Below are 22,511 nucleotides of genomic sequence, written 5' to 3'. Positions count from 1 at the left end.
ACGAAGCGGGAGCCGCCCCGACGTGCCCGAGCGCGCACGCGGAGCTGACCCACCGTGCGCGGTCGACACCGACCCACCGTGCGCGGTCGATCGGAGCGGCCTCCGCTTGAGGTTCCGCTTGCGACCGCCCTTCCGGCCGGCCGGGCCTGCGCCGGAAGGTGCGGGCGGTCAGCCCGTGTGCGGGCCCCGCGCCGACAGTCCGGTGATCAGCAGGTCCAGGCCGAACTCGAAGCGGGCGGTGAAGTCGGCACTGGTGACCACCGGCAGCGCGCGGGCCAGGTGCGGGTAGGCCTCGCCCGTCGCCGCCTCGCGCAGGCGCGCCGGATCGGCCGGACCGTCAGGGGAGACGGCCGCCTGCTCCTCCAGGGTGTGGCCCAGGGTGAAGTCGGCCACGGCCAACAGGGTCCGCGCCGCGTCCTCCTCGCCGAAACCGGCCCCGATCAGCACCGAGACCACCGAGTCCGCGAACCCGAGCGTGTTCGGGCCGGTCGGATGCGTGCCGGCGTAGACCCGCGCCCCGTCCCGCCGCGCCAGCAGCGCCGCGCGCAGTGCCCGGGCGCGACCGGCCAGCGCCGTCCGCCACGTGCCGTCCCCGGGTGCGGCCCCGGCCGCCGCCGGGGCCACCATCCGCTCGGCCATCTCCGTGAGCAGGTCGTCCTTCGTGGCGAAGTGCCGGTACAGCGCGCCGGCCCGGGCGCCGACGGCGTCGGCGAGTCGCCGCATGGTCAGCGCCTCCAAGCCGTGTTCGTCCAGCAGGTCCAGTGCCGTCTCGACGGTCCGTGTCCGGTCGAGGCGGGCGGGGCGACCTCGCCCGGGGGCGGAGGTTGACGGGGAGCTCATGCGCCTCACTATAGTGAACATCGTTCACGTGAACGTTGTTCACTTATTAAGGAGTGCCTCTCATGGACACCGATGTGATCATCGTGGGCGCCGGCCCCACCGGGCTGATGCTGGCCTGCGAACTCGCCCTGGCCGGTGTACGGACCCGGATCATCGAGCGCCGCACCGCCCCCCACCCGCACTCCCGCGCCCTGACCCTCCACCCGCGCAGCGTCGAGATCCTCGACCTGCGCGGCCTCGCCCCCCGCTTCCTCGCCCACGGCCGACCCGTCCCCGGCTGGCACTACGCGGCCCTGCCCACCCCGCTCGACTTCGCCGCCCTCGACACCCGCCACGGATACACCCTGGCCATCCCACAGACCCGCACCGAAGCACTCCTGGAGGAGCGCGCCCGGGAACTCGGTGTCCGGATCAGCCGCGGCCTTCGACTCACCGCGCTGACCCAGGACGCCGACGGGGTCACCTGCTCCGTCCGGACCGGCGGCGGGGGTTCCGGCGACGGGGTTCGCGGTGACGAAGGCGACGGCGAGGGGGATCGCGCGCCGCTGCGCGCCCGGTACGTCGTGGGCTGCGACGGTGGCCGCAGCCCCGTCCGCGAGGCGGCGGGCATCGGCTTCCCCGGCAGCGACGAGACCCTGACCGGTGTGCTCGGCGACTTCGCCGGCCTCGACGCCGACCCGGACGCGCTGCGCCGGCTCCGGGCCGCCGGAGGCCTGGCCGTCCCGCTGGAGGGCGGACTCACCCGCATCGTCCTGATCGACCCCGAACGCATGCGCACACCCTCCGCGGAGCCCGTCACGACGGACGAGTTCCGCGCCTGCCTGAACCGGCTCTGCGGATCCGACCTCGGCATCGGCGACCCGCACTGGTCGTCCCGCTTCGGCAACGCGACCCGACTCGCCGAGCGCTACCGCGCCGGCCGGGTCCTGATCGCGGGCGACGCCGCGCACATCCACTTCCCCGCCGGTGGCCAAGGCCTCAACACCGGCCTCCAGGACGCGTTCAACCTCGGCTGGAAGCTCGCCGCCGACATCCGGGGCTGGGCCCCGCCCGGACTCCTCGACAGCTACGACGCCGAGCGCCGCCCCGTCGGCCGCGCCGTCACCGACAACACCGCCGTACAGACCCTGCTGGCCGAACTGACCCTGGTACCGCCTTACGCCGGCCCGGCCGTCGCCCTGCGCGCGCTCCTCGACGAACTCCTCGGCCTGCCGGAGGTGAACCGCCTGCTCGCCGGCCGGGTCTCGGCCCTCGCCACCCACTACCCCCTCGAAGGCGACGCGCCCGCGGGACGGCCCCTGCCCGACATCGCCCTCACCGTCGCCGGTTCGTCCGCGCGGCGGGCCCACGAGCTGTTCCACGAGGGCCACTTCGTCCTGCTCGACCTCACCGGCCGCCCGTCAGGGGGCGGCCCCGACGAGCCCGCCCACCCCCGCCTCACCCACGCGACCGTCACCACGCACGACCCGCACGAGGACCTCGACGGCGTGACCGAACTCCTCGTCCGGCCCGACGGACACATCGCCTGGGCCACGCGTACCGCGGACCCGCGCCCGCGCGCCGCCGAACGGGCCGCCGCCCTCGCGGCGGCGATCGACACCGGCCGCGGGTGAGCCGCCGGTCGCGCGTGACCCGTAGGCCGATGTCGACGCCGTGTGTTCGGCCGGTTACCGCCTTATTCCGCGGGGAGCGCGGTCTCTAGCATCCAGAGCGTTCCGGTACTCGTTCCGCGACGCGGCCGGACGGTCGAGGTTTCCACACGCCGCGGCCCCACCCGACGATTCCCGCTGTCCGGGTCGACGGAACGGGGCCGCGCGCTCGGCCGGACCCCCCACCTCAGGCAAGGCCACCGACAACCGATCGGAGCATCATGCCCGGTGCCTTACTCGCCGGCGGCGCGACCGCCGTGTTCCTCGCCGGCACGTTCCTCGCCCCGCAGGCCCCGGCCGGCATCACCGTGCCGCCCGACAAGATCGTCATCGAGCTCGCGACCGTCAACGGGTCCGGTTGTCCGCTGGGCACGGCGGCCGTCGCCGTGTCGGCGGACAACACGGCCTTCACCGTCACCTACAGCCAGTACCTGGCGCAGGTCGGCATCGGCTCCCAGCCGACGGACTTCCGGAAGAACTGCCAGCTCAACCTGATCGTGCACGTCCCACAAGGCTTCACCTACGCCGTCGCGAGCGCCGACTACCGCGGTTACGCCCACCTGGAGAGGGGGGCCAACGCGACCCAGAAGGCCTCGTACTACTTCCAGGGCTCGCCCGAGACGGCCACCGGGACCCACCGCTTCAACGGCCCGCTCGACAACAACTGGCAGGCCACCGACACCACCGACTGGGCCCAGTTGGTCTGGGCGCCCTGCGGCGCGCAGCGCAACTTCAACATCAACACCGAGCTGCGCGTCAACGCCGGCACCTCCGACCCGAGGAACACGAACAGCTTCATCGCCATGGACTCCACCGACGGTGCCATCCAGACCGTCTACCACCTTGCCTGGAAGACCTGCCCCGGACGCTGACCCCGAGCGCCGACCCCGGTCGGCGTTCCCCGGGTGCGGGCCCGGCCCCATCGCCGTGCCCGCACCACCGGCCCGACAGGCCCGTCGCCGTCCGGCGGGGGCGGTCTGCCGGACACCGGTGCGGTGACGGCGCCGGCCGACCGGCGGACAGGCGGCGCCGGACGTCGGCACAATCGGGGGGTGAACGAAGAAGACCCGTACATGTGGCTGGAAGACGTGAGCGGCCCCCGCGCCCTGGCCTGGGCGGCCGAACGGACCGCGGAGACGACGGAGCTACTGGCCCGCGGCCCCGAGTTCGGGGCCCTGGCGGCCGAGCTGCGCGAGGTCCTGGACGACGAGCGGCGGATCCCCTACGTCTGCCGCCGCGGCCGGTACCTGTACAACTTCTGGCAGGACGCCGCACACGTCCGGGGCGTCTGGCGGCGCACCACGCCGGAGGAGTACGCCAAGGACCTCCCGGACTGGGAAACGGTGCTGGACGTCGACGCCCTCGCCGCCGAGGAGGGCGAGGACTGGACGTGGTCGGGCGCCGAGGTGCTCCACCCCGGCCACCGGCACGCGCTCGTGCTCCTCTCCCGGGCGGGCACCGACGCCGTGGTGGTGCGCGAGTTCGACCTGGAAACCCTGGCGTTCGTCACCGGCGGGTTCGAGGTGCCCGAGGGCAAGACCAGGATCGACTGGATCACCGTGGACGAGGTCTACGTCGGCGCCGACCTCGGCCCGGGCTCGCTCACCGCGTCCGGCTACCCCGCCACCGTGCGCAGGTGGCGCCGCGGCACGCCCCTGGAGGAGGCCACCCTCGTCTTCGAGGTGGCGAAGGACGATCTGGCCGCGGCCGGCTGGTTCGATCCGACCGAGGGATTCGAGCGCCACTTCCTGTCCCGGCAGAAGGACTTCTGGAACCAAAGCCTGTTCCTCCTCGACGAGAACGGCCTACGGGTCGAGATCGACGTACCGGGCGACGCGACCGCGTACGCCCACCGATCCTGGCTGGTGGTCGCCCCGAAGTCCCCCTGGCTCGGCCGGCCGGCGGGCTCCCTGCTGGCCTTCGACTTCGACGCGTTCCTCGCCGGGAACCGCGAGGCGGCCGTGCTGTTCGAACCGGACGAGCACACCGCCCTCGCCGGCCACTCCTGGACCCGCAACCACCTGATCCTGCAGACGCTGAGCGACGTCTCCACCCGCATGGAGGTGCTGACGCCCACGCCCGAGGGCTGGCGCCGGGAACCGCTCGCCGACGTACCGCCGCTCGCCGCGGCCTCGATCACGGGAACCGACCCGCACGAGAGCGACGAGTACTTCCTCCACGTCGCGGGACACCTGCGGCCCGCCGCCCTCCACCGCGGCGACATCGGCGGCGACAGCACGGTCGTCAAACGGGCGCCCGCCCTCTTCGACACCACCGGGCTGACGGTCCGGCAGTACTTCGCGACGTCCGAGGACGGCACCCGCGTGCCCTACTTCGTCGTCGGACCCGATGCCGGTCCCGGGCCGACCCTGCTCTACGGCTACGGCGGGTTCGAGGTGTCCCTGACCCCGGGGTACGACGCCGTCACCGGGCGGGCCTGGCTCGCCCGCGGCGGTACCTACGTCATCGCGGGCATCCGGGGCGGCGGCGAGTACGGGCCCCGGTGGCACCGGGCCGCGCTCAAGGCCGAGCGGCCGAGGGCGTTCGAGGACTTCGCCGCCGTCGCCGGGGACCTCGTCGCCCGCGGGATCACCACCCCCGACCGGTTGGGCATCGAGGGGCGCAGCAACGGCGGCCTGCTCATGGGCGCCATGACGGTCCGCTACCCCGAGCTCTTCGGCGCCGTCGTCATCGGCTTCCCGATCCTCGACCTCCTGCGCTTCCACCGGCTCCTCGCGGGCGCGTCCTGGACCGCCGAGTACGGAGACCCCGACCGGGCCGAGGACCGTCCCCACCTGGAGGCCCTCTCCCCGTACCACGCCTTCCGATCGGACCGGCCCTACCCGCCGATCCTGCTCCTCACCGCGACCAGCGACGACCGGGTCCACCCCGGGCACGCGCGCAAGGCGGCCGCCCGGCTGCGCGAGCTGGGCCACGTCGTCCACTTCCACGAGACGGCCGGCGGCGGGCACGCGGGCGCCACCGACAACGCCCAGGCCGCCGTGAACGAGGCGCTCACCCACACCTTCCTCTGGAACCGCCTGGGGTGAGCGCACCGAGCGGCCCCCGGAGCCCGCACGCTCCGGGGGCCGGATCACCTCCGCAGGCGCACGGGAAGGGTCCGGTGGCCGTTGCTGATCAGGGAGGCGACGGGCCGCAACCCGGCTGCGGGGATGGCGAGTTCCATGGCGGGGAAACGGTCGAAGAGCCGCCGCAGGGCGACCTCCACCTCCAGCCGGGCCAGCGGCGCGCCCAGGCAGAAGTGGACGCCGTGCCCGAAGGCAAGGTGGTCCTTGGTGAGCCGTGTGACGTCGAAGGTGTCCGCGTCCGTGCCGTGCCAGCCGGGGTGGCGATTGGCGGCGGCGTAGGAGGCGAGGATCGGTTCGCCCTTGGCGATGACCTGCCCGTCGGGCAGCGGGATGTCGACGACGGCGAAACGCATCGGCAGGTGCTTGACGGCCGGTTCGTGACGCAGGGTCTCCTCGACGACGTCGCCCCACCCGGCCCGCCCGGCGCGCAGGTGCTCCACCTGGTCAGGTCGCGTGAGGAGGGCGGTGACGGCCTGGTCGATGACGTTGACCGTCGTCTCGTAGCCGGCGCTGATCATCAGCAGGAGGGTGTCGCGCAGTTCGACGTCGGACAGCGCCGAGCCGTCTCCCTCCTCGTCGCGGGCGGAGATCAGCAGGGAGGTCATGTCGTCCCCGGGCGACGCCCGCCTGGTGGCGATCAGCCGGTCCAGGACCTCGTAGACCCGCATCGTGTTGGTCGAGGCCTCCTCCGGGGTGAGCGTGGTGTCGAAGACACCGTCGACGACCGCACGGAACCCCTCGCGTTGGTCGACGGGCACCCCCATGAGGTGGCCGATCACCGCGATGGGCAGCGGGTACGCGAGCCGTTCCCGCAGGTCGGTGATCTCGCCGCGCGGGACGGCCGCGAGCGGGTCGAGGAGGCCGGCGACGATGACCTCGACCGTCTCCCGGAGCGCGGCCACGCGGCGCGCACTGAACGCGGGGGCCACCATCCGCCGAAGCCGCCGGTGGTCGGCTCCGTAGGCGGTGAACATGTTGCTCGCCGCCACCCAGAGCGCGAGGGGCCAGGTCTCCACGGCCAGGTCGAAACCCGGCCAGTGCGCCCGGGCGTCCTTGGACACGTCGGGGCCGGTGAGTAACCGCTTGAGGAGGGCGGGTTCGGTGACGGCCCACGCGGTGACGCCGAGGATGTCGACGCGGGCCGCCGCTCCCCGGCCGCGCAACAGCCGGTGTTCGGCGTGCCGGTCCGATCCGGAGGGATCGAGGACGATCGGGGCGTCGGGGTGGGGGACGGGGCGAGGTGCGGGCTGAGGGACGGGGCTGGGCGCGGGCCGGTTCACGAGAGACTCCCTGGGATGGCGGTCGGATCGACGTCGAACGGGACGAATCCGTCGCGCCCGCCGAGCCGCCGGCCACCAGGGGTACGGTGCCCGCGCCGGCTCGCGGCGCGATCTTCCCGGGTTTCGCCCCCCACTGCCTTCCCCGGCCCCCCGCGGGGCAACCCCGTCGTGCCCCTCAGGCACGCGGGACCCGGGATCAGCGTGCGGGCGGCATGTCGTAGGTGACCCACATGGTTCGCGTCGCCACCTGGTCGTACTTGGAGCGCGCCCGGTGGTTGTCGTCGGCGGTGATCCAGCGGACCACGCTCCAGCCGCGCTCGGCGGCGATCTCGGACAGCCGGGCCAGCAGCAGGTCGGCGGCGCCGCCGCCGCGGTGTTCGGGGGCGACGAACAGGTCGTCGAGGAAGCAACCGACCGTCGCCGAGAGGGGACGCGCGTAGGGGCGGTAGTGCGCGAGGCCGACGAGCCGGCCCTCGCCGTCCTCGGCCACCAGGGCCTCCACCTCGTGCGCGGGATCGTGCACCCACGACCACACCAGCGCGGCGGCCTCCTCGGTCTGCTCCACCCGGTAGAACTCCGCGTAGCCGCGGTAGAGGACACGCCACCGCTCGAAGTCCGGCGGCCGTGCGGCACGGACGTGAACGGTGCTCGAACCGCGGTTCGCGTCGGTTGCCATGGGGGTGTCTCCTCTGCTCGAACGGGCACTGCGGTGGGGCGCGGCGGCTGTCGCGGCGCCGCCGTCATCGCCCTCGCCGATCGATCATCGTCGACATCGGGGGCCGGCGAACGCGCCTGGGTGTCCAACAACGGCCCCGCGGTGCGCCGCCACGGCCGGATGACGGGAGGGCGCGGGCCGGGCCGGGCGGGGCCGCATGGAGGAAGCGGGTTCGGGTAACCGCGTGTTCGGAGCGGCCGACCCGGCGCACCGACGCCCGGATGATCGGGCGCTCCGGCACCGACCTGTATGGAAGGGGTACTCATGGCGCACGTCGAGGAGTACGTGGAGGTCAACGTCCCTGTTCGGACGGCCTACAACCAGTGGACACAGTTCGAGAGCTTCCCCGCCTTCATGGAGGGCGTCGACCGGGTGGAGCAGCGCGGCGACACCCTCACCCACTGGGTCACGAAGGTCAACGGCGTGGAGCGCGAGTTCGACGCACGCATCACGGAACAGGTTCCGGACCGCCGCGTGGCCTGGACGACCGTGGACGGCGATACCCGCCAGGCCGGACTGGTCACCTTCGAGGCGGTCGACGCGACCACCACCCAGGTGTCCCTGCACATGAACTGGATTCCCGACGGGCTCGCCGAGAGCGCCGCCGACAAGCTCGGCCTCGTCAAGCGCCGGGTGAGCGGTGACCTGAAGCGGTTCAAGGTGTTCATCGAGTCTCGCGGTGCCGAGACCGGCGCCTGGCGCGGTGAGGTGTGAGTACCGCCAGAGCGGGCGTGGTGGGCGAGGGCGTCCGTTCCGCCTCGCGCGGCGGCACGGCCCGGTCCGTCACGGCCCGGTGCGGATTGGCGGCGCGCGGCGCGCTGTACATCCTCATAGGACTGATCGCCGTCCGCGTCGGCTTCGGCAAGGGTGGCGGCGAGGCGGACCGACAGGGAGCGCTCCAGGAACTGGCCGGCAAGCCGTTCGGGAGCGTCCTCGTCTGGGCCGTCGGCATCGGCCTGATCGGGATGGTGCTGTGGCGCCTGTCCGAGGCGGCCTTCGGCGCGGCCGGCCCGAAGGGCGACAAGGTCACGAAGCGCCTCACGGCGGCGGGACGCGCCGTCTTCTACGCCACGGCCGCCTTCTCGGTGCTGTCCTTCGCGACGGGCTCCGGCGGGGGCGGGTCCGGCGGCGACGAACAGTCGCGTGACCTGACCGCGTCCGCGATGGAACTCCCCGCCGGACGGTGGCTGGTGGGCGCCGTCGGGCTCGGGATCGCCGTCGCGGGCGTGATCATCGCGGTACGCGCGGCCCGCCGCACCTTCCGCAAGCACCTGGACATGATCGGCGTCGCCGAGCACTGGCGCAAGGCCGTGGACGTCCTCGGGGTCACCGGCGGCGTTGCCCGCGGCGCGGTCTTCGCGGCGGCGGGCGGATTCGTCCTGTACGCCGCGTGGCGCTACGACCCGAGCCAGGCGAAGGGCATGGACGACACCCTGAAGACCTTCACCCAGACCCCGGCCGGCCCCTGGCTGCTCATCGCCGTGGCCATCGGGCTGGTGCTGTTCGGCGTCTTCTCGTGGGCCATGGCACGGTGGCGCAAGGTCTGAGCGCGAGGCCCCGGGCTCGCCCGGGGGGCGACGACACGGGCCGGGCGACCGGTGCGATCGAGGCCACTGACCCTCACAGGGGTCAGTGGCCTCGGCCGTCAGGCCGGGCCGCCCGAACCCTTCTTGACCATCTCGGTCATGTCCGCCGTGTCGCCGGCCGCCGGGGCGGTGATCGCCCGCGCGACACCGAAGGACAGGAAGTCCATGCTGACGGTGGTCGTCCCGAAGGTCTGCTTCATCCGGGCGGGCATGCCCTTGTCGTCGACCCAGACGTCCGCCACGAGTTCACCGCCCGTGCCCAGCGCGTTGTACACGGCCGCCGCGTCGCCGAGCTTGTCCGCCGGAACCGAGGCGTGGTAGTGGACCGCCTTCTTGCCGTTGACGTCCTCCGTTCCGACCTTCGTGACGCCCCGGGCGAACTTGAGCGACTTCAGGCCGGCGGTCGGGTCGGCCTCCCCCCGGCTCATGCCGGCCGCGCCCGCCTCGCCCAGAACGGCGGACGCTTCGAGCTTCAACCAGGTCTTGCCCTTGAGCGGGCCCGTCTCCGCCGGGTCGACGCCGTAGTAGTACGCCCCGTCCACGAGGCGCATCGTGATGGTGCCGTCCGTGACCAACTCCTCCATCTGGAGGTCCTTGGCCGGCATCTCGGTCTCCATCGCGAGGCCGTTGCCCCAGGAGTAGACACCCTTCATGGACACCGGCTTGCCGCCCGTGTCCGGCGACGTCACGGTCATGTCTATGTTCGCCGAACCGGCCTTCGACGCCTCGTCGGAAGCCTGCGACAGCGCCGCGACCAGGACCTCCGCCGAGTCCGCGGCCTGCTTGGCGACCGGGCTCGCCGTACAGCCCACCGCACCCACCGTCACGAACAGCGCCGCGGTGACACCCGCGGCAGCCTTGCCTGCCTTCATCCCCACCCCTATTGCCGACCATCCGTCGTTCATCTTTACGAGGAGCCTACATTTGCGCGGCGGTCCGGTCCGCCGGCCCCGCAGGGAACCGCAGCGCGCGGCTCCGCGTCGTGGTTCACGGCAAGGACGCGCCGCCACCGGGCGCCGCGCCGTGACTCCGGGGGGATCACATGCTCACGTTCCACAGGCGTACCGCGTTCGCGGTACTCACCGCTTCCGCCCTCGCCGTGGCCGGCCTCGCCGCCGGCGCCGCACCGGCCGCCGCCATCCACGGCGGGCGGAACACCACCGCGGCACAGCACCCGTACGCCATGATCATCGCGACGTCGGAGGGCGCACAGTTCTGCGGGGGCACGCTCGTGGCCCCGAGGAAGGTGCTGACCGCCGCGCACTGCCTCGCCGACCAGCCGGCTCCGCGCGACCTCCTCGTCATCGGCGGGCGCACCGACACGGGCAGCGCCAAGGGCACCGTTCGGCACGTCGGCTCGGTCAGGATCCACCCGAAGTACGTCCAGGGCACCCTCACCCACGACGCCGCGGTCATCACCCTCACCGAGCCCATGCCGTACCGGCCGTTGGCCGTGGCCGGCCCGAAGGACTCGGCCCTCTACGCCCTCGGCGGGAAGGCGGAGGTGGTCGGTTGGGGCCGGACCGGCGCCGACACCCCGGGTACGCGACTGAAGTCCGCCGTCCTCACCGTGGCGCCGTTGAAGAGCTGTGAGCCCTACACCGAGCCCGGCGAGTCCCGCGCGCTGAAGGTCTGCGGAGCCTCCGCACCCGGTACCGACGACAGCATCTGCCGGGGCGACTCAGGGGGGCCGTTGGTCGCCGGCGGAAAGGTGATCGGCATCGTCTCCACCGGCAACAAGTACTGCGACGGCCAGTACCCGGTCTCCGTGTTCACCCGGGTCAGCGCGGTCGCCGCCGGGCTCGGCCTCCCCGTCGGATAGCGCCTCCGGGGTCTCCCGCCACACCGCTCACGGTTCCCCGCCGGGAGAAGGCGAGTTGGTGCCGCGCGTCACGACACGGTCGGACGGGATGTGGGCGCCGCCGGCTTGCGCGCCACGACGTAGGCCTGCGGCACCTTCTCCACGCCCTCCTCGGGTTCCCGCAGCAGCCGCGCGCGGACCGCGAACCCGGCCCGGTCGAGGGCCTCGGCGATCCACCGCGGCCGTTGCCGACGGAAGTCGAGCGCCACCTCGTGGCCGAACGGCCGTTCCACGCGCAAGGGAGCGTCGCCCACCTGGAAGGACAGCATCAGGTGACCGCCCGGGGCCAGTACCCGATGGAACTCGGCGAACACCCCCGGCAGTCGCTCCCGAGGGACGTGGATGATCGAGTACGAGGCGAGGACGCCACCGAGGGAACCGTCCGCCAGGTCCAGGGCGGTCATGGAACCCTCCTCGAACCGCAGGTGCGGATACGTGCTCCGGGCCAACGCGACCATGGCCGACGACAGGTCGAGCCCGAACGCGGACAGTCCCAGTCCGTCCAGGTACGCCGTCAGGTGTCCGTGGCCACAGCCGACGTCGGCGACCGGCCCGCCGGCGCCCGCCCTCACGAGTTCGGCGAACCCGGCCACCATCGCCCGGTCGATCGGTCTGTCGACCAGCCAGTCACCGAAGTGCTCGGTGTAGTCGAGGGCCACGGTGTCGTAGAACACCCGGGCGGCGTCGAGGAAGTCCGATCCGGTCATGGCCGCACACCCTATCCGCCGGCCCCGAAGACGTCCCCGGCACTCCCTCGGCGGACACCCCCCGCGCGGACGACCCGCGCGGACGCCCCGAGGGGAGGCCTGACGGCGAAGGCCCGACGCGGGAGGGCCCGACGCGGGAGGGCCCGACGCGCGAAGGCCCGACGCGCGAAGGCCCGACGCGGGAAGGACTGATGCGCAAGGCCCCCGACCGCCGGGGCGGTCGGGGGCCACGCGTCAGTCGGACGCGCCCCGGGCGTACACCGTCGCGGGCACGGGGGCGTACCCCACGGGCCGGGAGGTGAACGTGCCACGGCCCTGGCTGCGACTGCGCAACCGGGAGGCGTACCCGAACAGTTCGGCCAGCGGAACCGCCGCCGTGATCGAGGTGCTTCCGGTCCGCGTGGTCGATCCCGCGACCCGTCCGCGCCGCGCCGCGAGGTCACCGAGCACGCCGCCGACGGCCTCGTCGGGGACGGTCACCACGACCTCGACCACCGGCTCCAGCAGCTCCATGGTCGCGGCGCGCAACGCCTCGCGCAGCGCGAACCGCCCCGCCGCCCGGAACGCCATCTCCGAGGAGTCCTTGGAGTGGGTGGCGCCGTCGGTCAGCGTGACCCGCAGCCCCGTCACCGGATGACCGCCGAGGGGTCCCTCGGCGAGCGCGTCCCGACAACCCGCCTCCACCGCGCGGACGAACTCCTGCGGCACCCGGCCGCCGACGACCACGGACCGGAACACGAAGCCGCCGGCGCCGCCCGAACCGCCAGTACCAGTACCGGTACCGGAGCCGTCGTGGATGACGGAGACGTCGTCGCCGTCGTCGCCGTCCAAGGGGGCGACGTCGATGACCACGTGGGCGAACTGGCCCGCTCCACCGTCCTGCTTCACGTGCCGGTAGACCAGACCGGACACCCCGCGAGCCACCGTCTCCCGGTAGGCCACCCGGGGGCGACCCACCTCGACGCGCAGCCCGTGGCTGAGCCGGATCTTCTCCACCGCGACCTCCAGATGCAGTTCGCCCATTCCCGACAGCACCGTCTGCCCCGTCTCGGGATCCGTCCGCACGGCCAGGGAGGGGTCCTCCTCGACCAACCGGGCCAACGCCGACGACAGGCGACCGATGTCGGCCCGGGTGCCCGCCTCGACCGCCACGGACACCACCGGCGCGGCCACCGTGGGCGGTTCGAGGACCAGCGGCGCGTCCGGAGCGCACAGCGTCGTCCCGGCGCGGGTGGACTTGAGCCCGACCACGGCGACGATGTCCCCGGCCACGGCCTGCTCCACCTCGGCGTGACGATCGGCCTGGACACGCAGGATGCGGCCGATCCGCTCGGTCCGGCCCGCCGTCGCGTCCAGTACGGTCTCCCCCTTTCGCATCGTTCCCGAGTAGACGCGCAGATACGTCAGCCGTCCGGTCGCCGTCGCGTTCACCTTGAAGGCCAACGCGGCGAACGGGGCCGCCGGATCGGCGACACGCTCCTCCACCCCTTCCCCGCGGGCCCCGTGGAGCGCGGTTCCGCGCACCGGCGGCATGTCCGCCGGCGAGGGGAGGTAGTCCACGACGGCGTCGAGCAGCGGTTCCACCGCACGGTTGCGGTACGCGGAGCCGCACAGCACCACCACGCCCTCACCCCCGCGCGTCAGCTCACGCAGCGCGGCGACCAACGTGGAGGCGGAGAGCGTCGACGTGGCGCAGTACTCCTCCAGCGCGGCGGGGTGCAACTCCGCCACCCGTTCGTCGAGCAGCCGGCGGCGCCGCAGCGCCTCCTCCCGCAGGGCGTCGGGCACCGCGCACACCTCGAACGTCCCGGACCCGGAAGCGCCGGCCGCCGCGCTCCAGACCAGTGCCCGCATGCGGACGAGGTCCACGACTCCGGTGAAGCCGTCCTCCCGCCCGATGGGCAGTTGGACCACCAGGGGAACGACGTGGAGTCGGTCGCGCAGCGACGCGACGGCGGTGTCGAGATCCGCGCCGACCCGGTCCATCTTGTTGACGAACGCGATGCGGGGCACCCCGTGCCGGTCGGCTTGGCGCCACACCGACTCGCTCTGCGGTTCGACGCCCGCGACGGCGTCGAAGACGGCGACGGCGCCGTCGAGGACGCGCAGCGACCGCTCCACCTCGTCGGCGAAGTCGACGTGCCCCGGGGTGTCGATCAGGTTGATCCGATGTTCGTTCCAGGTACAACTCACCGCCGCCGCGAAGATGGTGATGCCGCGGTCGCGTTCCTGGGGGTCGTAGTCGGTGACGGTCGTTCCGTCGTGGACCTCACCGCGCTTGTGGGTGGTTCCGGTCGCGTACAGGACGCGTTCGGTGAGGGTGGTCTTGCCGGCGTCCACGTGGGCGAGGATGCCGAGGTTGCGGACGGTGGTCAGAGGTGTGGCGCGCATGGCCCGAGGCCTTTCCGAGGGCATGGGAGTGAGGGCGGCGCGATGGGTGGAGGAAGCGACGGAAGGCAGCCCGGATCCGCTTGCCCGGCGTACCGGCGTACTCGTACCGGCGTGCTGGCGCATTCGTACCGGCCGCATGCCGGTTTCCGGGTACGCGGAGGCACCGCGAAGGGCGGTCGCGCACACCGCGCGACCGGCTCGTTCGCCGGGGGAGTCAGGTCTTCTTCGTCACTTCGTCTCGGACATCCGGTGACGGCCGCGCAGCCGTTACCGGGAAACCGGAGACACCAGGATCACGTCGTACCGGGACCGGGGAGCGTGGACGGCGATGCGGTGACACATGGCCGGGCTCCCCTCGTGGACTGGTTCGACGAAACACGCGCCGCGCTCTTCGTGGCACACACCGGTGAGTCTATGGACGCGCGGCGGACGGTGCATCACCTTTTCCGCCCCGGGTTGCCGGGACCCGGCGGCGGGCATCAGGTCCTGGTGAAGTCCGGGAAGTACAGGGGTGGTCGGTACGGCGACTCGCTCCGGCCCTGGTCGCGGGCGCTGCTCGTCCTCGGCGCGGTTCTCGCCGTCCTCTTCTGCGCGCGGGCCCTCGACCGGGGCCACGACGCGACCGTCGCGTACGGACGCGCGTTCGTGTGCGGCGGCGAGGAGTGCCTCCACGAGGAGACGGGCGAGGTCCGTGACCGCAGGACGGGACAGACGTGTACGTCGAACGGTACGAGCGGCGGCACGACGACGGGCGGGGCACCGGCCACCATCGGCGGCGTTGCCGCCGGCGCGGGCGGGGTGGGCGGCGCACCCGTGACCATCGGGGGCGGGGGCGGCAACGCCGGTACCAGCTGCACCAGGTACCACGACGTGAAGCTGGTCTGGAGCGGCGGATCCGACTGGTTGGGGGTCGCCGCGGAGACCTACGAGGAGGTTCGGGCGGGCGACCGCGCACGGTTGCGGACCTGGCAGGGGCAGGTGGTCCGGCTGGAGATCGGCGGACTCGTCCGCACCTATCCGCCCGCGTCGGAAGCCGGCTTGTGGTCGCGGGTGTTGCTGCTGTGGCTCGGCCTCGGGGTCGCCGTGTGGGCGCTGGTGAGTGGTCGGCGGTCGGACCTCTACGGCCTGGCCGTTCCCTGGTGCATGGTGGCTTTCCCGACCACGCTGCTCGGGCCGGCCCTGCTGATGTGGTCGCCTCCGGCGTTCTGCGGCGCACTGGCCCTGCTGACGGTGGGCCTGGCGTTCGGGGCTCGGGCGGCTCACCGCCTCTGAGCCGCCCCGCCGATCGCTTCCCTGATCAGCCGTGCCGCGTCGGCGGGTCGGTCGGCCGTGAAGTGGATCCGCCGGGCCGGGACGATCCCACCGTCCCGCAGCCTCACCGGCAAGGGTTCGGCCGTCTCCAGGATCAACGTGGTGGCGCTGGAGACGGAGCAGGCCACCGCCTCCTCGTCCGCCGCGCGGCGGCGCAATCCGTGGCCGACGGTCGCATCGTGCGCGGCGCGTACGGACACGATCGTGTCGAGCGGCACGGACAGCTCCCGGAACGGTCCCGTGCGCAGAAGCAGGAACCGCCCGTCGAGCAGGTGCGGGGCCCGGGCGGTCATGGCGCAGAAGCCGACGGTGGCCACAGTTCGATATGTCGGGCCCTTCGGCGGGGGAACGCTGATCGGCCGTGTGATCGCCTGCCATCCAGTGTTCCGACGTGCCGCCCATGTCGGCCGTGCCGTTCGTCATCACCCCGCCGTGAGTTCCTCCCGGGTGCGGCATGACATGTGTCAATGCCGCACGCGCGAGGCCCCGTTGGCCCTGGGCGCCCACCGGGGGCGCCGAGGTGGTCGTCAGGTCCCGGGCTTGTTCCCGTAGACGTAGACATCGTCGCCGTTCTTCAGCAAGTTCCAGTACGTCTTCGCGTCCGCGATCCGCATGTTGACGCACCCACCGGACCCGGGCGGGTTCCACATGCTCTTGTCCACGGAGTGGAAGGCGATGCCGCCGTCGAAGAACTGGGAGTAGGGCATGGCGACGTTGTAGATCGTCGACCAGTGGTTGATGTTGCGGTAGTAGATCTTCTTCAGGCCGGTCCGGGTCTCGGTGCCGTCCTTTCCGGTGCGCACCGGCACCGGACCGTAGACCAGCTTCGCGCCGTCCTGGACCCAACTGAGTTGTCGGGTCAGGTCGACACAGGCGATTCGCCCCAGATTGGTCGGACACTTGCCCGCCTTGTTGGGGGTGGTGCCCGCGGCCCGCTGGTCCAACATCGTGCTCATCGTGCGCCAGGTGAGCGGTCCCGCGTAGCCCGCGGTCGGCGTGATGCCGTGGGTCGCCTGGAACGACCTGATGGCGGTGCAGTCGGCGGACGACTGCACCCCGTCGACCGGACGCCCCAGGAACTGCTCGACCTGTCGCTGGTACGGCCCGGTGGTCACGTTGCAGGTGGCGGCTTGCGCCGCCCCGCCACCGGCCACCACCAGCGGCGCAGCCAGCGCCACCGCCCCGCCGACCACCGCCGCGGTCCTTCGTCTCGTACGTATGCGCATGGATTTCACATCGGCCTCCCCATGGGGTTGTTCCCACCTGTGAGGCGGAACGTACAGGCGATCGTCGCCGGTTGGGATCCCGGTGCCGTAAATCGCCTCGTACGCATGCCGTAGAGGTGTGGACATGACCGGAAGGATCCGTTCCGTCCCCCGATGTGATCGCCTCGGGGTGGCCTTCGGGAGGCGGTCGCCGGGGTCGATCACCCCGCCCGACCTCGGGCCCCGGGCGACAAGCCCCGGGCCTCGGGTGTCAGGCTTCGGGCGTCGGTGCCGCCGTGGCCCGGCGTACGGACTCGACCACCGCCGCGCGATGTCGTGAGAGGCGCTCGGCCGGCCAGTCGACGCCCTGACCGCCGGCCGCCGGGCCGCCCACCGCGCCGAACCAGGCCTGGGACAGTCCCATGACCAGCGTCAGCACATCGGCGGGATCCATGGACGGGTCCACCCGGCCGGCCCGCTGGGCCCGCTCCACTTCCGCGATCTTGTCGCGGTAGGACCGCGCCTCGACGTCCGTGCTGCCGGGGCGTTCCAGTTGCTTCCACAGCACGAGCCGCATCAGCGCCGGGCGCTCGACGAGGTGGTCGAAGACGGAGCCGGCGTAGCCCGCCAGGTCGTCGGCGTCGAACGGGACGGACTCCGCGCCCGACTCCAGCGCCCGCAGCAGTACCGCGTCGAAGAGCTCCTCCTTGTTGCCGAAATACACGTAGATGAGCCGCTTGTTCGCCTGCGCCGTCTCGGCGATGCGGTCCACCCGCGCCCCGGCGATGCCGTACGTGGCGAATTCGGCGAAGGCCGCGTCGAGCAGGCGCGCCTTGGTTGCGCTGGAGTCCCGTGCCATGTGTGCAGCCTAGCAAGTAACTATCTGGTTATTGACATTCCTCGGGGGTCGGATGCATGGTTGACCTATCCAGTTAGTTACTTAGTTCTGGCGTACAGAGGGGCATGTCATGGAGATCCGCGCACTGGGCGGTCAGGGACTCGAGGTCGCAGTCGAGGGCCTCGGGCTGATGGGAATGAGCGCCCACTACGGCGCCACCGACGAGACCGAGTCGCTGGCCACCATCGACCGGGCGCTGGAGCTGGGGGTGACGCTGCTCGACACGGCCGAGGGGTACGGCCCCTTCGTCAACGAGCAGCTCCTCGGCAAGGCCCTCGCCGGCCGCCGCGAGACGGCCGTGATCGCCACCAAGACGGGTGTCGAGTTCACGGACGAAGGGGCCTTCCGGGGCCACAACGGCACCCCGGAGTACATCCACCGGGCGGCCGAGCGGTCCCTGCGCCACCTAGGCACCGACCACATCGACCTCTACTACCTGCACCGCGTCGACCCGAACGTGCCCGTCGAGGAGAGCGTCGGCGCGATGGCCGAGCTCGTCACGGCCGGCAAGGTCCGCCACATCGGCCTGTGCGAGGTCGCGCCCACCACCATCCGACGGGCCCACGCCGTCCACCCGCTCGCCGCCGTACAGACGGAGTACAGCCTCTTCGAGCGGGGCATCGAGCACGACGGCGTGCTGGACGTCCTGCGCGAGCTCGGCATCGGACTCGTCGCCTACTCGCCGCTCGGCCGAGGTTTCCTGTCCGGCGCCGTCACCAGCCCGGACGACTTCGCGGCGGACGACTTCCGGCGTACGGATCCCCGCTTCCAGGGCGCGAACTTCGACCGCAACCTCGCCGTCGTCGAGCAGGTCCGCCGGCTCGCCGCCGAGAAGGGCGTCACCCCCTCCCAGCTCGCCCTGGCCTGGACGCTGCGCCGGGGCGCGGTGCCCATCCCGGGCACCAAGCGTCGCCGCTACCTGGAGGAGAACGTCGCCGCGACCGCCGTGACGATCACCGATGCCGATCTGGCCGCCATCGATGCCGTGGCCCCGTACGGAGTGGTCTCGGGCGACCGGTACGCCCCGGAGCTGATGACCGCACTCAACGGCTGACCGGTAGCCGGGCCGCCCCGCCCGCCCCGCCCGGCCCGCCGGACAGGGCGCGGCGGCCCGGGGCTACTGCTTGTTCTTGGTCAGGTCCTCCTGGAAGGCCTTCGCGCAGGTGGGACCGTTGTCCACGGCGATGAAGGAGATGACCAGGAGGCTGCCGGCCTTGCCCTGGTGGCTCGCCTTCACCGTCCAGCCGCCCTTGTCCAGCGACTTGATGACGGACATCGGCTGATCGGAGGTCCGCGTCTCCTTCCAGCCTCCCTTCACGAGGGCGGTGACCGTGCCGTCGAAGGACTGCCTCGAATCGGCGGCCTTCTTGCCGTCCGGGCTCCAGGAGACCATGCAGGACCGGAGGGTCGCCGGGACATCGTCACCCGACTTCTCCGTGAAGCCGGCGGCCGTGGCGGCGCCCGCGATCTCCTTCTTCACCGCGGCGGCGTCCAGGGTGCCCGCACCCTGCTCCGCCGGGGCCGCCGTCCCGGACGCGGGCCCCTCGCCGCCCTTGCCCTTGTCGGCGCCGCCCTCGCTCCCACAACCCGCCACCAGCAACACCACACCGGCGGCCGCGGCCACCCACTTCACCTTGCGCACAACTCTCCCGATTCCGCCCGTACGAAGGCCCCTTGGCCTCGTGATCAAGGAGGGAGTCTGTCAGGGCGCGACGACGGCCGAGGGGAGCGGCGGGGCCGAGGGCGACGTGAGAACGGTCACTCGGAGAACCGTACGGCCACCCTCGCCGCAACCTCGTACACCTGTCCGCAGGGGCACCGCCCGTACCTGCTCTGACGTCGGAGTATGACCGAATGGTCACAGGACGGGGGAGGGGGAACGCCCCGGGCCCGTCGCGCATCTAGACGTCCGGCGGGTTCCGTGCGACCCGCCGGTGAACGGTATCGGCGAGAGCCGGCGGGCCACCGTCATCGCGTGGGCGATGGAGCGGCCGCCGGAGGCGAATGTCAAGGCGGGGCTGGGATGAAGGCGGTAACGGTGGCGGACGGTTCCTCGGACCCTGCGGAGGCTCCGAAGGCTTCGGGCACAACGGAGACCGCGGCGCACCCGGGGACCTCGGAACCGGATGCGGGGCGGGCGACCACCGTCGAGCCCGTGCGGGTGGACGGCGGCGACAAGGCCGAAACGAGTGGGGCCGGGCCCGCGGCAACCGGCCCGACCGAAGACGTTCCCGAGGAGGCCGAGGGCGTCGAGGCGCCCGAGTCTGCGGGACGGGCCGAGGCGTCGGACGACGGCCGGGAGGAGCCCGAGACGACGTCGGAGCCCGAGGCGACGGCAGGGCCTGGGGTGACGGCAGGGCCTGAAGCGTCGGGGGAGTCCAAGGAGGCGGCGGAGCCCGAGCAGGAGGCCGGCGCCGAGGACGCGGTCGTCCCCGGGGCGTCGGACGGCTCCGGGGCGACGGCCGTTCCCGACCCGGCACCGGACGCCGAGGAGACGCCGAAGCCCGAGCGGACGGCCGACTCCGGGGAGACGACCCCTGGCCCGGAAGGGCCCACCGGGCCGGAACGGGAGCCGGGGACCGCTCCGGCGGCTCCGCGGACCGAGCCGACCCCGCAAGCCCCGCAAGCCACGAAGACTCCGAAGGCCGGCGAAGGCCCCTCCGGGGAGGGGACCACCGGGGGAGCCGCATCGGGACCGGACGCGGGACCGAAGGCGGGGCCCGAGAAGGGAACGAGAGGCGGATCGGTCGCACCCGCGCCCGTACGCGTGCCGTCGTGGGCGCGGGAGAACGCGGGCGACGGCGAGCGGACCAGTGAGTTCGTCGCCCTGAAGGCACTGGAAGCCCCCACCCCGGCACCCACGCGGACCCCGGCCCCCACCCCGCCCCGGACCCCGACCCCCACGCGGATGCCGGCCCCGGCCCGCGTGCCCGCTGCCGCCCCGACGGCTCCCGCCCCGGCCGCCCTCGTTCCGGAGCGCACCCGGGAGGTCCCGCAACCTCCGCAGCCGCCGCTGGACATGTTGGCCGAGCTCACCAACACCCCGCCGCCGGCGGAGACCCCCCGCCGGACCGCGCTGCGTCGCGTCAAGATCTGGACGCCGATCGTGCTGGTCCTCGCCGGTTGCTTCGCCGGGGCCCAGCTCATGCGCCCCCTGCCCGAACCGAAGCTCGTCGCCGCGGATTCCGTCCACACCGTCGACGGACAGCTCACCCTCCCCTGGCCCACCGAGGGCCAAGGCGCCATCCGCGTGCCCGGTTCCGGTGACATCGCCGTGTTCGGTGAGCAGAGGCCGGTCCCGACCGCGAGCGTCGCCAAGGTCATGACGGCCTACGTGATCCTCAAGGACCACCCGTTGGCCAAGCCCACCGACAAGGGCCCCGACATCACGGTCGACGCGGCGGCGGTGGCGGACGGGACCTCCGAGGACGAGTCCCGCATCGAGGGACTCCAGGCGGGGGCCAAGTACAGCCAGCAGGACATGCTCAAGATGCTGATGATCCCCTCGGGCAACAACGTCGCCCGGCTGCTGGCACGTTGGGACTCCGGCACGGACTCGCAGGACGCCTTCGTCGCGAAGATGAACGCCGCCGCCGCGGAACTCGGCATGAAGGACACCGTCTACACCGATCCCAGCGGCCTGGACAAGGCGACCGTCAGCACCGCCGTCGACCAACTGAAGCTGGCCGAGGCAGTGATGAAGAACGACTCCTTCCGCGCGATCGTCAAACTGCCCAACGCGACCATCCCGGGGCTGCCGAAGCCGATCTACAACAACAACGACACCCTGCTCACGGCGGCGGACCTCAGCGTCAAGGGCATCAAGACCGGATCGAGTTCGGCGGCCGGCGGCACGCTGCTGTGGGCCTCGTTCAAGTCGGTGGGCGAGGAGACGCCCCTGATCCTCGGCACGATGATGGACCAGCACGCGGACGGCCCCGACCTGAACGGCGGCGACAGCCTGAAGCTGGTGAAGGAGAACAGCCGGAAGGTGATCGACGCCGTCCGCAAGGCACTCGCCTCGACTCCGGTCATCCACAAGGGACAGGTGGTCGGTCACGTCGACGACGGACTCGGCGGCCGTACCCCGCTGGTGGCCACGAAGGACCTGAACGCGATCGGAGTTCCGGGGCAGCGGCTGCGCCTCACGCTCGGCGGCGGTGCCTCCACGCTGCCCCACACCGCGAAGGCCGGCGCCGAAGTCGGGGTGCTGACGGTCGGTGACGGCGACGGCGCGAAGACCGTACCGGTGGCGGTGGGCGTCGACCTGGCCGAGCCCTCGTTCGGGAACAGGCTGACCCGCCTCGGCTGACGGCCCGCGGGGTCCCCGCCGGACTGCCCGGGCGGGGACCCCGTGCGCCGGGCCGGCGTGTCAGGCCTGCGGCTTCGCGCGTACGTGCATGCGTTCTCCCTGCCGTCCGAAGAGGCTGAGGACTTCGACGGGCCGTCCGTCGGCGCTGCTGAACCAGTGGGGCACCCGGGTGTCGAACTCCGCCACCTCGCCGGCGCCGAGGACCAGGTCGTGTTCGCCGAGGACCAGGCGCAACCGGCCGTTCAGCACGTACAGCCACTCGTAACCCTCGTGGGTTCGCGGGGAGGGGTCGGCACCCCGATCGGTGATGATCATCTTGTATGCCTGGATGGGTCCCGGGGTACGCGACAGCGGCACGTACACCCCACCGTTCGGCAGGGCGTGGGACGTCAACCGCACCCGGGGATCGCCCACTTCGGGCGCTCCCACCAGGTCGTCCAGGGGCACGTGGTACGTGCCGGCGAGCGGCAGCAGCAGTTCCAGGCTGGGGCGGCGCTGCCCGGACTCCAGCCGGGACAGGGTGCTCTTGGAGATGCCGGTCGCCTCGGAGACAGCCGCGAGGGTGAGTCCGCGCGCGGCGCGCACCCGCCTGAGTCGGGGGCCGACCTCGTCGAGGACCGCTCGGTAGGGCTGTGGTCTGTCCATGGACGCATTCCATACCGTCGTC

20 protein-coding genes are annotated in these 22,511 nt (G+C 72.5%); 9 read left to right on the top strand and 11 right to left on the bottom strand.

The window, feature by feature from the left end:
* Nucleotides 1-168 precede the first annotated feature (168 nt).
* On the bottom strand, nt 169-840 hold the full coding sequence (locus OHA84_RS04660) for a TetR/AcrR family transcriptional regulator C-terminal domain-containing protein (protein ID WP_266973201.1): 672 nt from the start codon (nt 838-840) through the stop codon (nt 169-171).
* 62 nt (nt 841-902) lie between these two features.
* On the opposite strand from OHA84_RS04660, the gene OHA84_RS04655 reads away from it, so the two are divergent.
* From OHA84_RS04655 to OHA84_RS04645, 3 genes are all read left to right on the top strand, one after another.
* Nucleotides 903-2,453, top strand: a complete 1,551-nt coding sequence (locus OHA84_RS04655) for an FAD-dependent monooxygenase (protein ID WP_266973203.1) — start codon at nt 903-905, stop codon at nt 2,451-2,453.
* A 257-nt stretch (nt 2,454-2,710) separates the two neighbouring features.
* Nucleotides 2,711-3,361: a DUF4360 domain-containing protein gene (locus OHA84_RS04650; protein ID WP_053682457.1), complete on the top strand. Its 651-nt coding sequence runs from the start codon at nt 2,711-2,713 to the stop codon at nt 3,359-3,361.
* A 201-nt stretch (nt 3,362-3,562) separates the two neighbouring features.
* Entirely contained in the window at nt 3,563-5,539 is a 1,977-nt protein-coding gene (locus OHA84_RS04645; RefSeq protein ID WP_371591577.1) for a prolyl oligopeptidase family protein, read from the top strand.
* 44 nt (nt 5,540-5,583) lie between these two features.
* Here OHA84_RS04645 and OHA84_RS04640 read toward each other — a convergent pair whose 3' ends face one another.
* Together OHA84_RS04640 and OHA84_RS04635 are read right to left on the bottom strand one after the other, a co-directional pair.
* Nucleotides 5,584-6,789, bottom strand: a complete 1,206-nt coding sequence (locus tag OHA84_RS04640; RefSeq protein WP_266974134.1) for a cytochrome P450 — start codon at nt 6,787-6,789, stop codon at nt 5,584-5,586.
* 265 nt (nt 6,790-7,054) lie between these two features.
* Nucleotides 7,055-7,534 carry a GNAT family N-acetyltransferase gene (locus OHA84_RS04635; RefSeq protein WP_266973208.1) on the bottom strand — a complete coding sequence of 160 codons (480 nt, stop codon included), beginning with the start codon at nt 7,532-7,534 and terminating at the stop codon, nt 7,055-7,057.
* 303 nt (nt 7,535-7,837) lie between these two features.
* Here OHA84_RS04635 and OHA84_RS04630 point away from each other — a divergent pair, with 303 nt between their 5' ends.
* Together OHA84_RS04630 and OHA84_RS04625 are read left to right on the top strand one after the other, a co-directional pair.
* On the top strand, nt 7,838-8,287 hold the full coding sequence (locus OHA84_RS04630) for an SRPBCC family protein (RefSeq protein WP_266973210.1): 450 nt from the start codon (nt 7,838-7,840) through the stop codon (nt 8,285-8,287).
* Nucleotides 8,288-8,304: 17 nt separating this feature from the next.
* Nucleotides 8,305-9,120 (top strand): DUF1206 domain-containing protein, encoded by an 816-nt coding sequence (locus OHA84_RS04625; RefSeq protein ID WP_266974135.1) that lies wholly within the window; start codon nt 8,305-8,307, stop codon nt 9,118-9,120.
* 98 nt (nt 9,121-9,218) lie between these two features.
* On the opposite strand, the gene OHA84_RS04620 is transcribed toward OHA84_RS04625, so the two are convergent.
* On the bottom strand, nt 9,219-10,031 hold the full coding sequence (locus OHA84_RS04620) for a hypothetical protein (RefSeq protein ID WP_053682452.1): 813 nt from the start codon (nt 10,029-10,031) through the stop codon (nt 9,219-9,221).
* 170 nt (nt 10,032-10,201) lie between these two features.
* Between OHA84_RS04620 and OHA84_RS04615 the strand changes: the two genes are divergently transcribed.
* Nucleotides 10,202-10,981: a trypsin-like serine protease gene (locus OHA84_RS04615; protein ID WP_266973211.1), complete on the top strand. Its 780-nt coding sequence runs from the start codon at nt 10,202-10,204 to the stop codon at nt 10,979-10,981.
* A 68-nt stretch (nt 10,982-11,049) separates the two neighbouring features.
* Here the strand turns inward: OHA84_RS04615 and OHA84_RS04610 are convergent, their stop codons facing one another.
* Nucleotides 11,050-11,727 (bottom strand): class I SAM-dependent methyltransferase, encoded by a 678-nt coding sequence (locus tag OHA84_RS04610; RefSeq protein ID WP_266973212.1) that lies wholly within the window; start codon nt 11,725-11,727, stop codon nt 11,050-11,052.
* Nucleotides 11,728-11,961: 234 nt separating this feature from the next.
* On the bottom strand, nt 11,962-14,118 hold the full coding sequence (locus OHA84_RS04605; protein WP_266973213.1) for a translation factor GTPase family protein: 2,157 nt from the start codon (nt 14,116-14,118) through the stop codon (nt 11,962-11,964).
* Nucleotides 14,119-14,607: 489 nt separating this feature from the next.
* On the opposite strand from OHA84_RS04605, the gene OHA84_RS04600 reads away from it, so the two are divergent.
* Nucleotides 14,608-15,390 (top strand): hypothetical protein, encoded by a 783-nt coding sequence (locus OHA84_RS04600; protein ID WP_266973215.1) that lies wholly within the window; start codon nt 14,608-14,610, stop codon nt 15,388-15,390.
* Here the strand turns inward: OHA84_RS04600 and OHA84_RS04595 are convergent.
* The 3 genes from OHA84_RS04595 to OHA84_RS04585 all read right to left on the bottom strand — a co-directional run bounded on the left by OHA84_RS04595 (nt 15,378) and on the right by OHA84_RS04585 (nt 17,493).
* The gene (locus OHA84_RS04595; RefSeq protein ID WP_266973216.1) at nt 15,378-15,746 is read right to left on the bottom strand and encodes a hypothetical protein; all 369 of its coding nucleotides are present in this window, start codon (nt 15,744-15,746) and stop codon (nt 15,378-15,380) included. The two genes, OHA84_RS04600 and OHA84_RS04595, sit on opposite strands and share 13 nt — an antisense overlap.
* 210 nt (nt 15,747-15,956) lie before the next feature.
* A complete protein-coding gene (locus tag OHA84_RS04590) occupies nt 15,957-16,655 on the bottom strand; it encodes a L,D-transpeptidase family protein (RefSeq protein ID WP_107089319.1) in 699 nt (232 codons plus the stop codon).
* A gap of 250 nt (nt 16,656-16,905) precedes the next feature.
* Entirely contained in the window at nt 16,906-17,493 is a 588-nt protein-coding gene (locus OHA84_RS04585; RefSeq protein WP_266973218.1) for a TetR family transcriptional regulator, read from the bottom strand.
* 109 nt (nt 17,494-17,602) lie between these two features.
* Here OHA84_RS04585 and OHA84_RS04580 point away from each other — a divergent pair, with 109 nt between their 5' ends.
* Nucleotides 17,603-18,586, top strand: a complete 984-nt coding sequence (locus tag OHA84_RS04580; RefSeq protein ID WP_053682445.1) for an aldo/keto reductase — start codon at nt 17,603-17,605, stop codon at nt 18,584-18,586.
* 63 nt (nt 18,587-18,649) lie between these two features.
* Here the strand turns inward: OHA84_RS04580 and OHA84_RS04575 are convergent, their stop codons facing one another.
* Entirely contained in the window at nt 18,650-19,174 is a 525-nt protein-coding gene (locus OHA84_RS04575; protein ID WP_266973219.1) for a hypothetical protein, read from the bottom strand.
* Nucleotides 19,175-19,687: 513 nt separating this feature from the next.
* Here OHA84_RS04575 and OHA84_RS04570 point away from each other — a divergent pair.
* Nucleotides 19,688-21,844, top strand: coding sequence for a serine hydrolase (locus OHA84_RS04570; protein WP_371591320.1), 2,157 nt, complete (start codon nt 19,688-19,690; stop codon nt 21,842-21,844).
* A 60-nt stretch (nt 21,845-21,904) separates the two neighbouring features.
* Here OHA84_RS04570 and OHA84_RS04565 read toward each other — a convergent pair whose 3' ends face one another.
* Nucleotides 21,905-22,489 carry a helix-turn-helix domain-containing protein gene (locus OHA84_RS04565; protein ID WP_266973221.1) on the bottom strand — a complete coding sequence of 195 codons (585 nt, stop codon included), beginning with the start codon at nt 22,487-22,489 and terminating at the stop codon, nt 21,905-21,907.
* Nucleotides 22,490-22,511 lie beyond the last annotated feature (22 nt).

It is taken from the genome of Streptomyces sp. NBC_00513, assembly GCF_041431415.1.
GTDB lineage: Bacteria > Actinomycetota > Actinomycetes > Streptomycetales > Streptomycetaceae > Streptomyces.
Note: the sequence above shows the minus strand (reverse complement) of the source record. Positions and strands in the feature narration are given on the sequence as shown.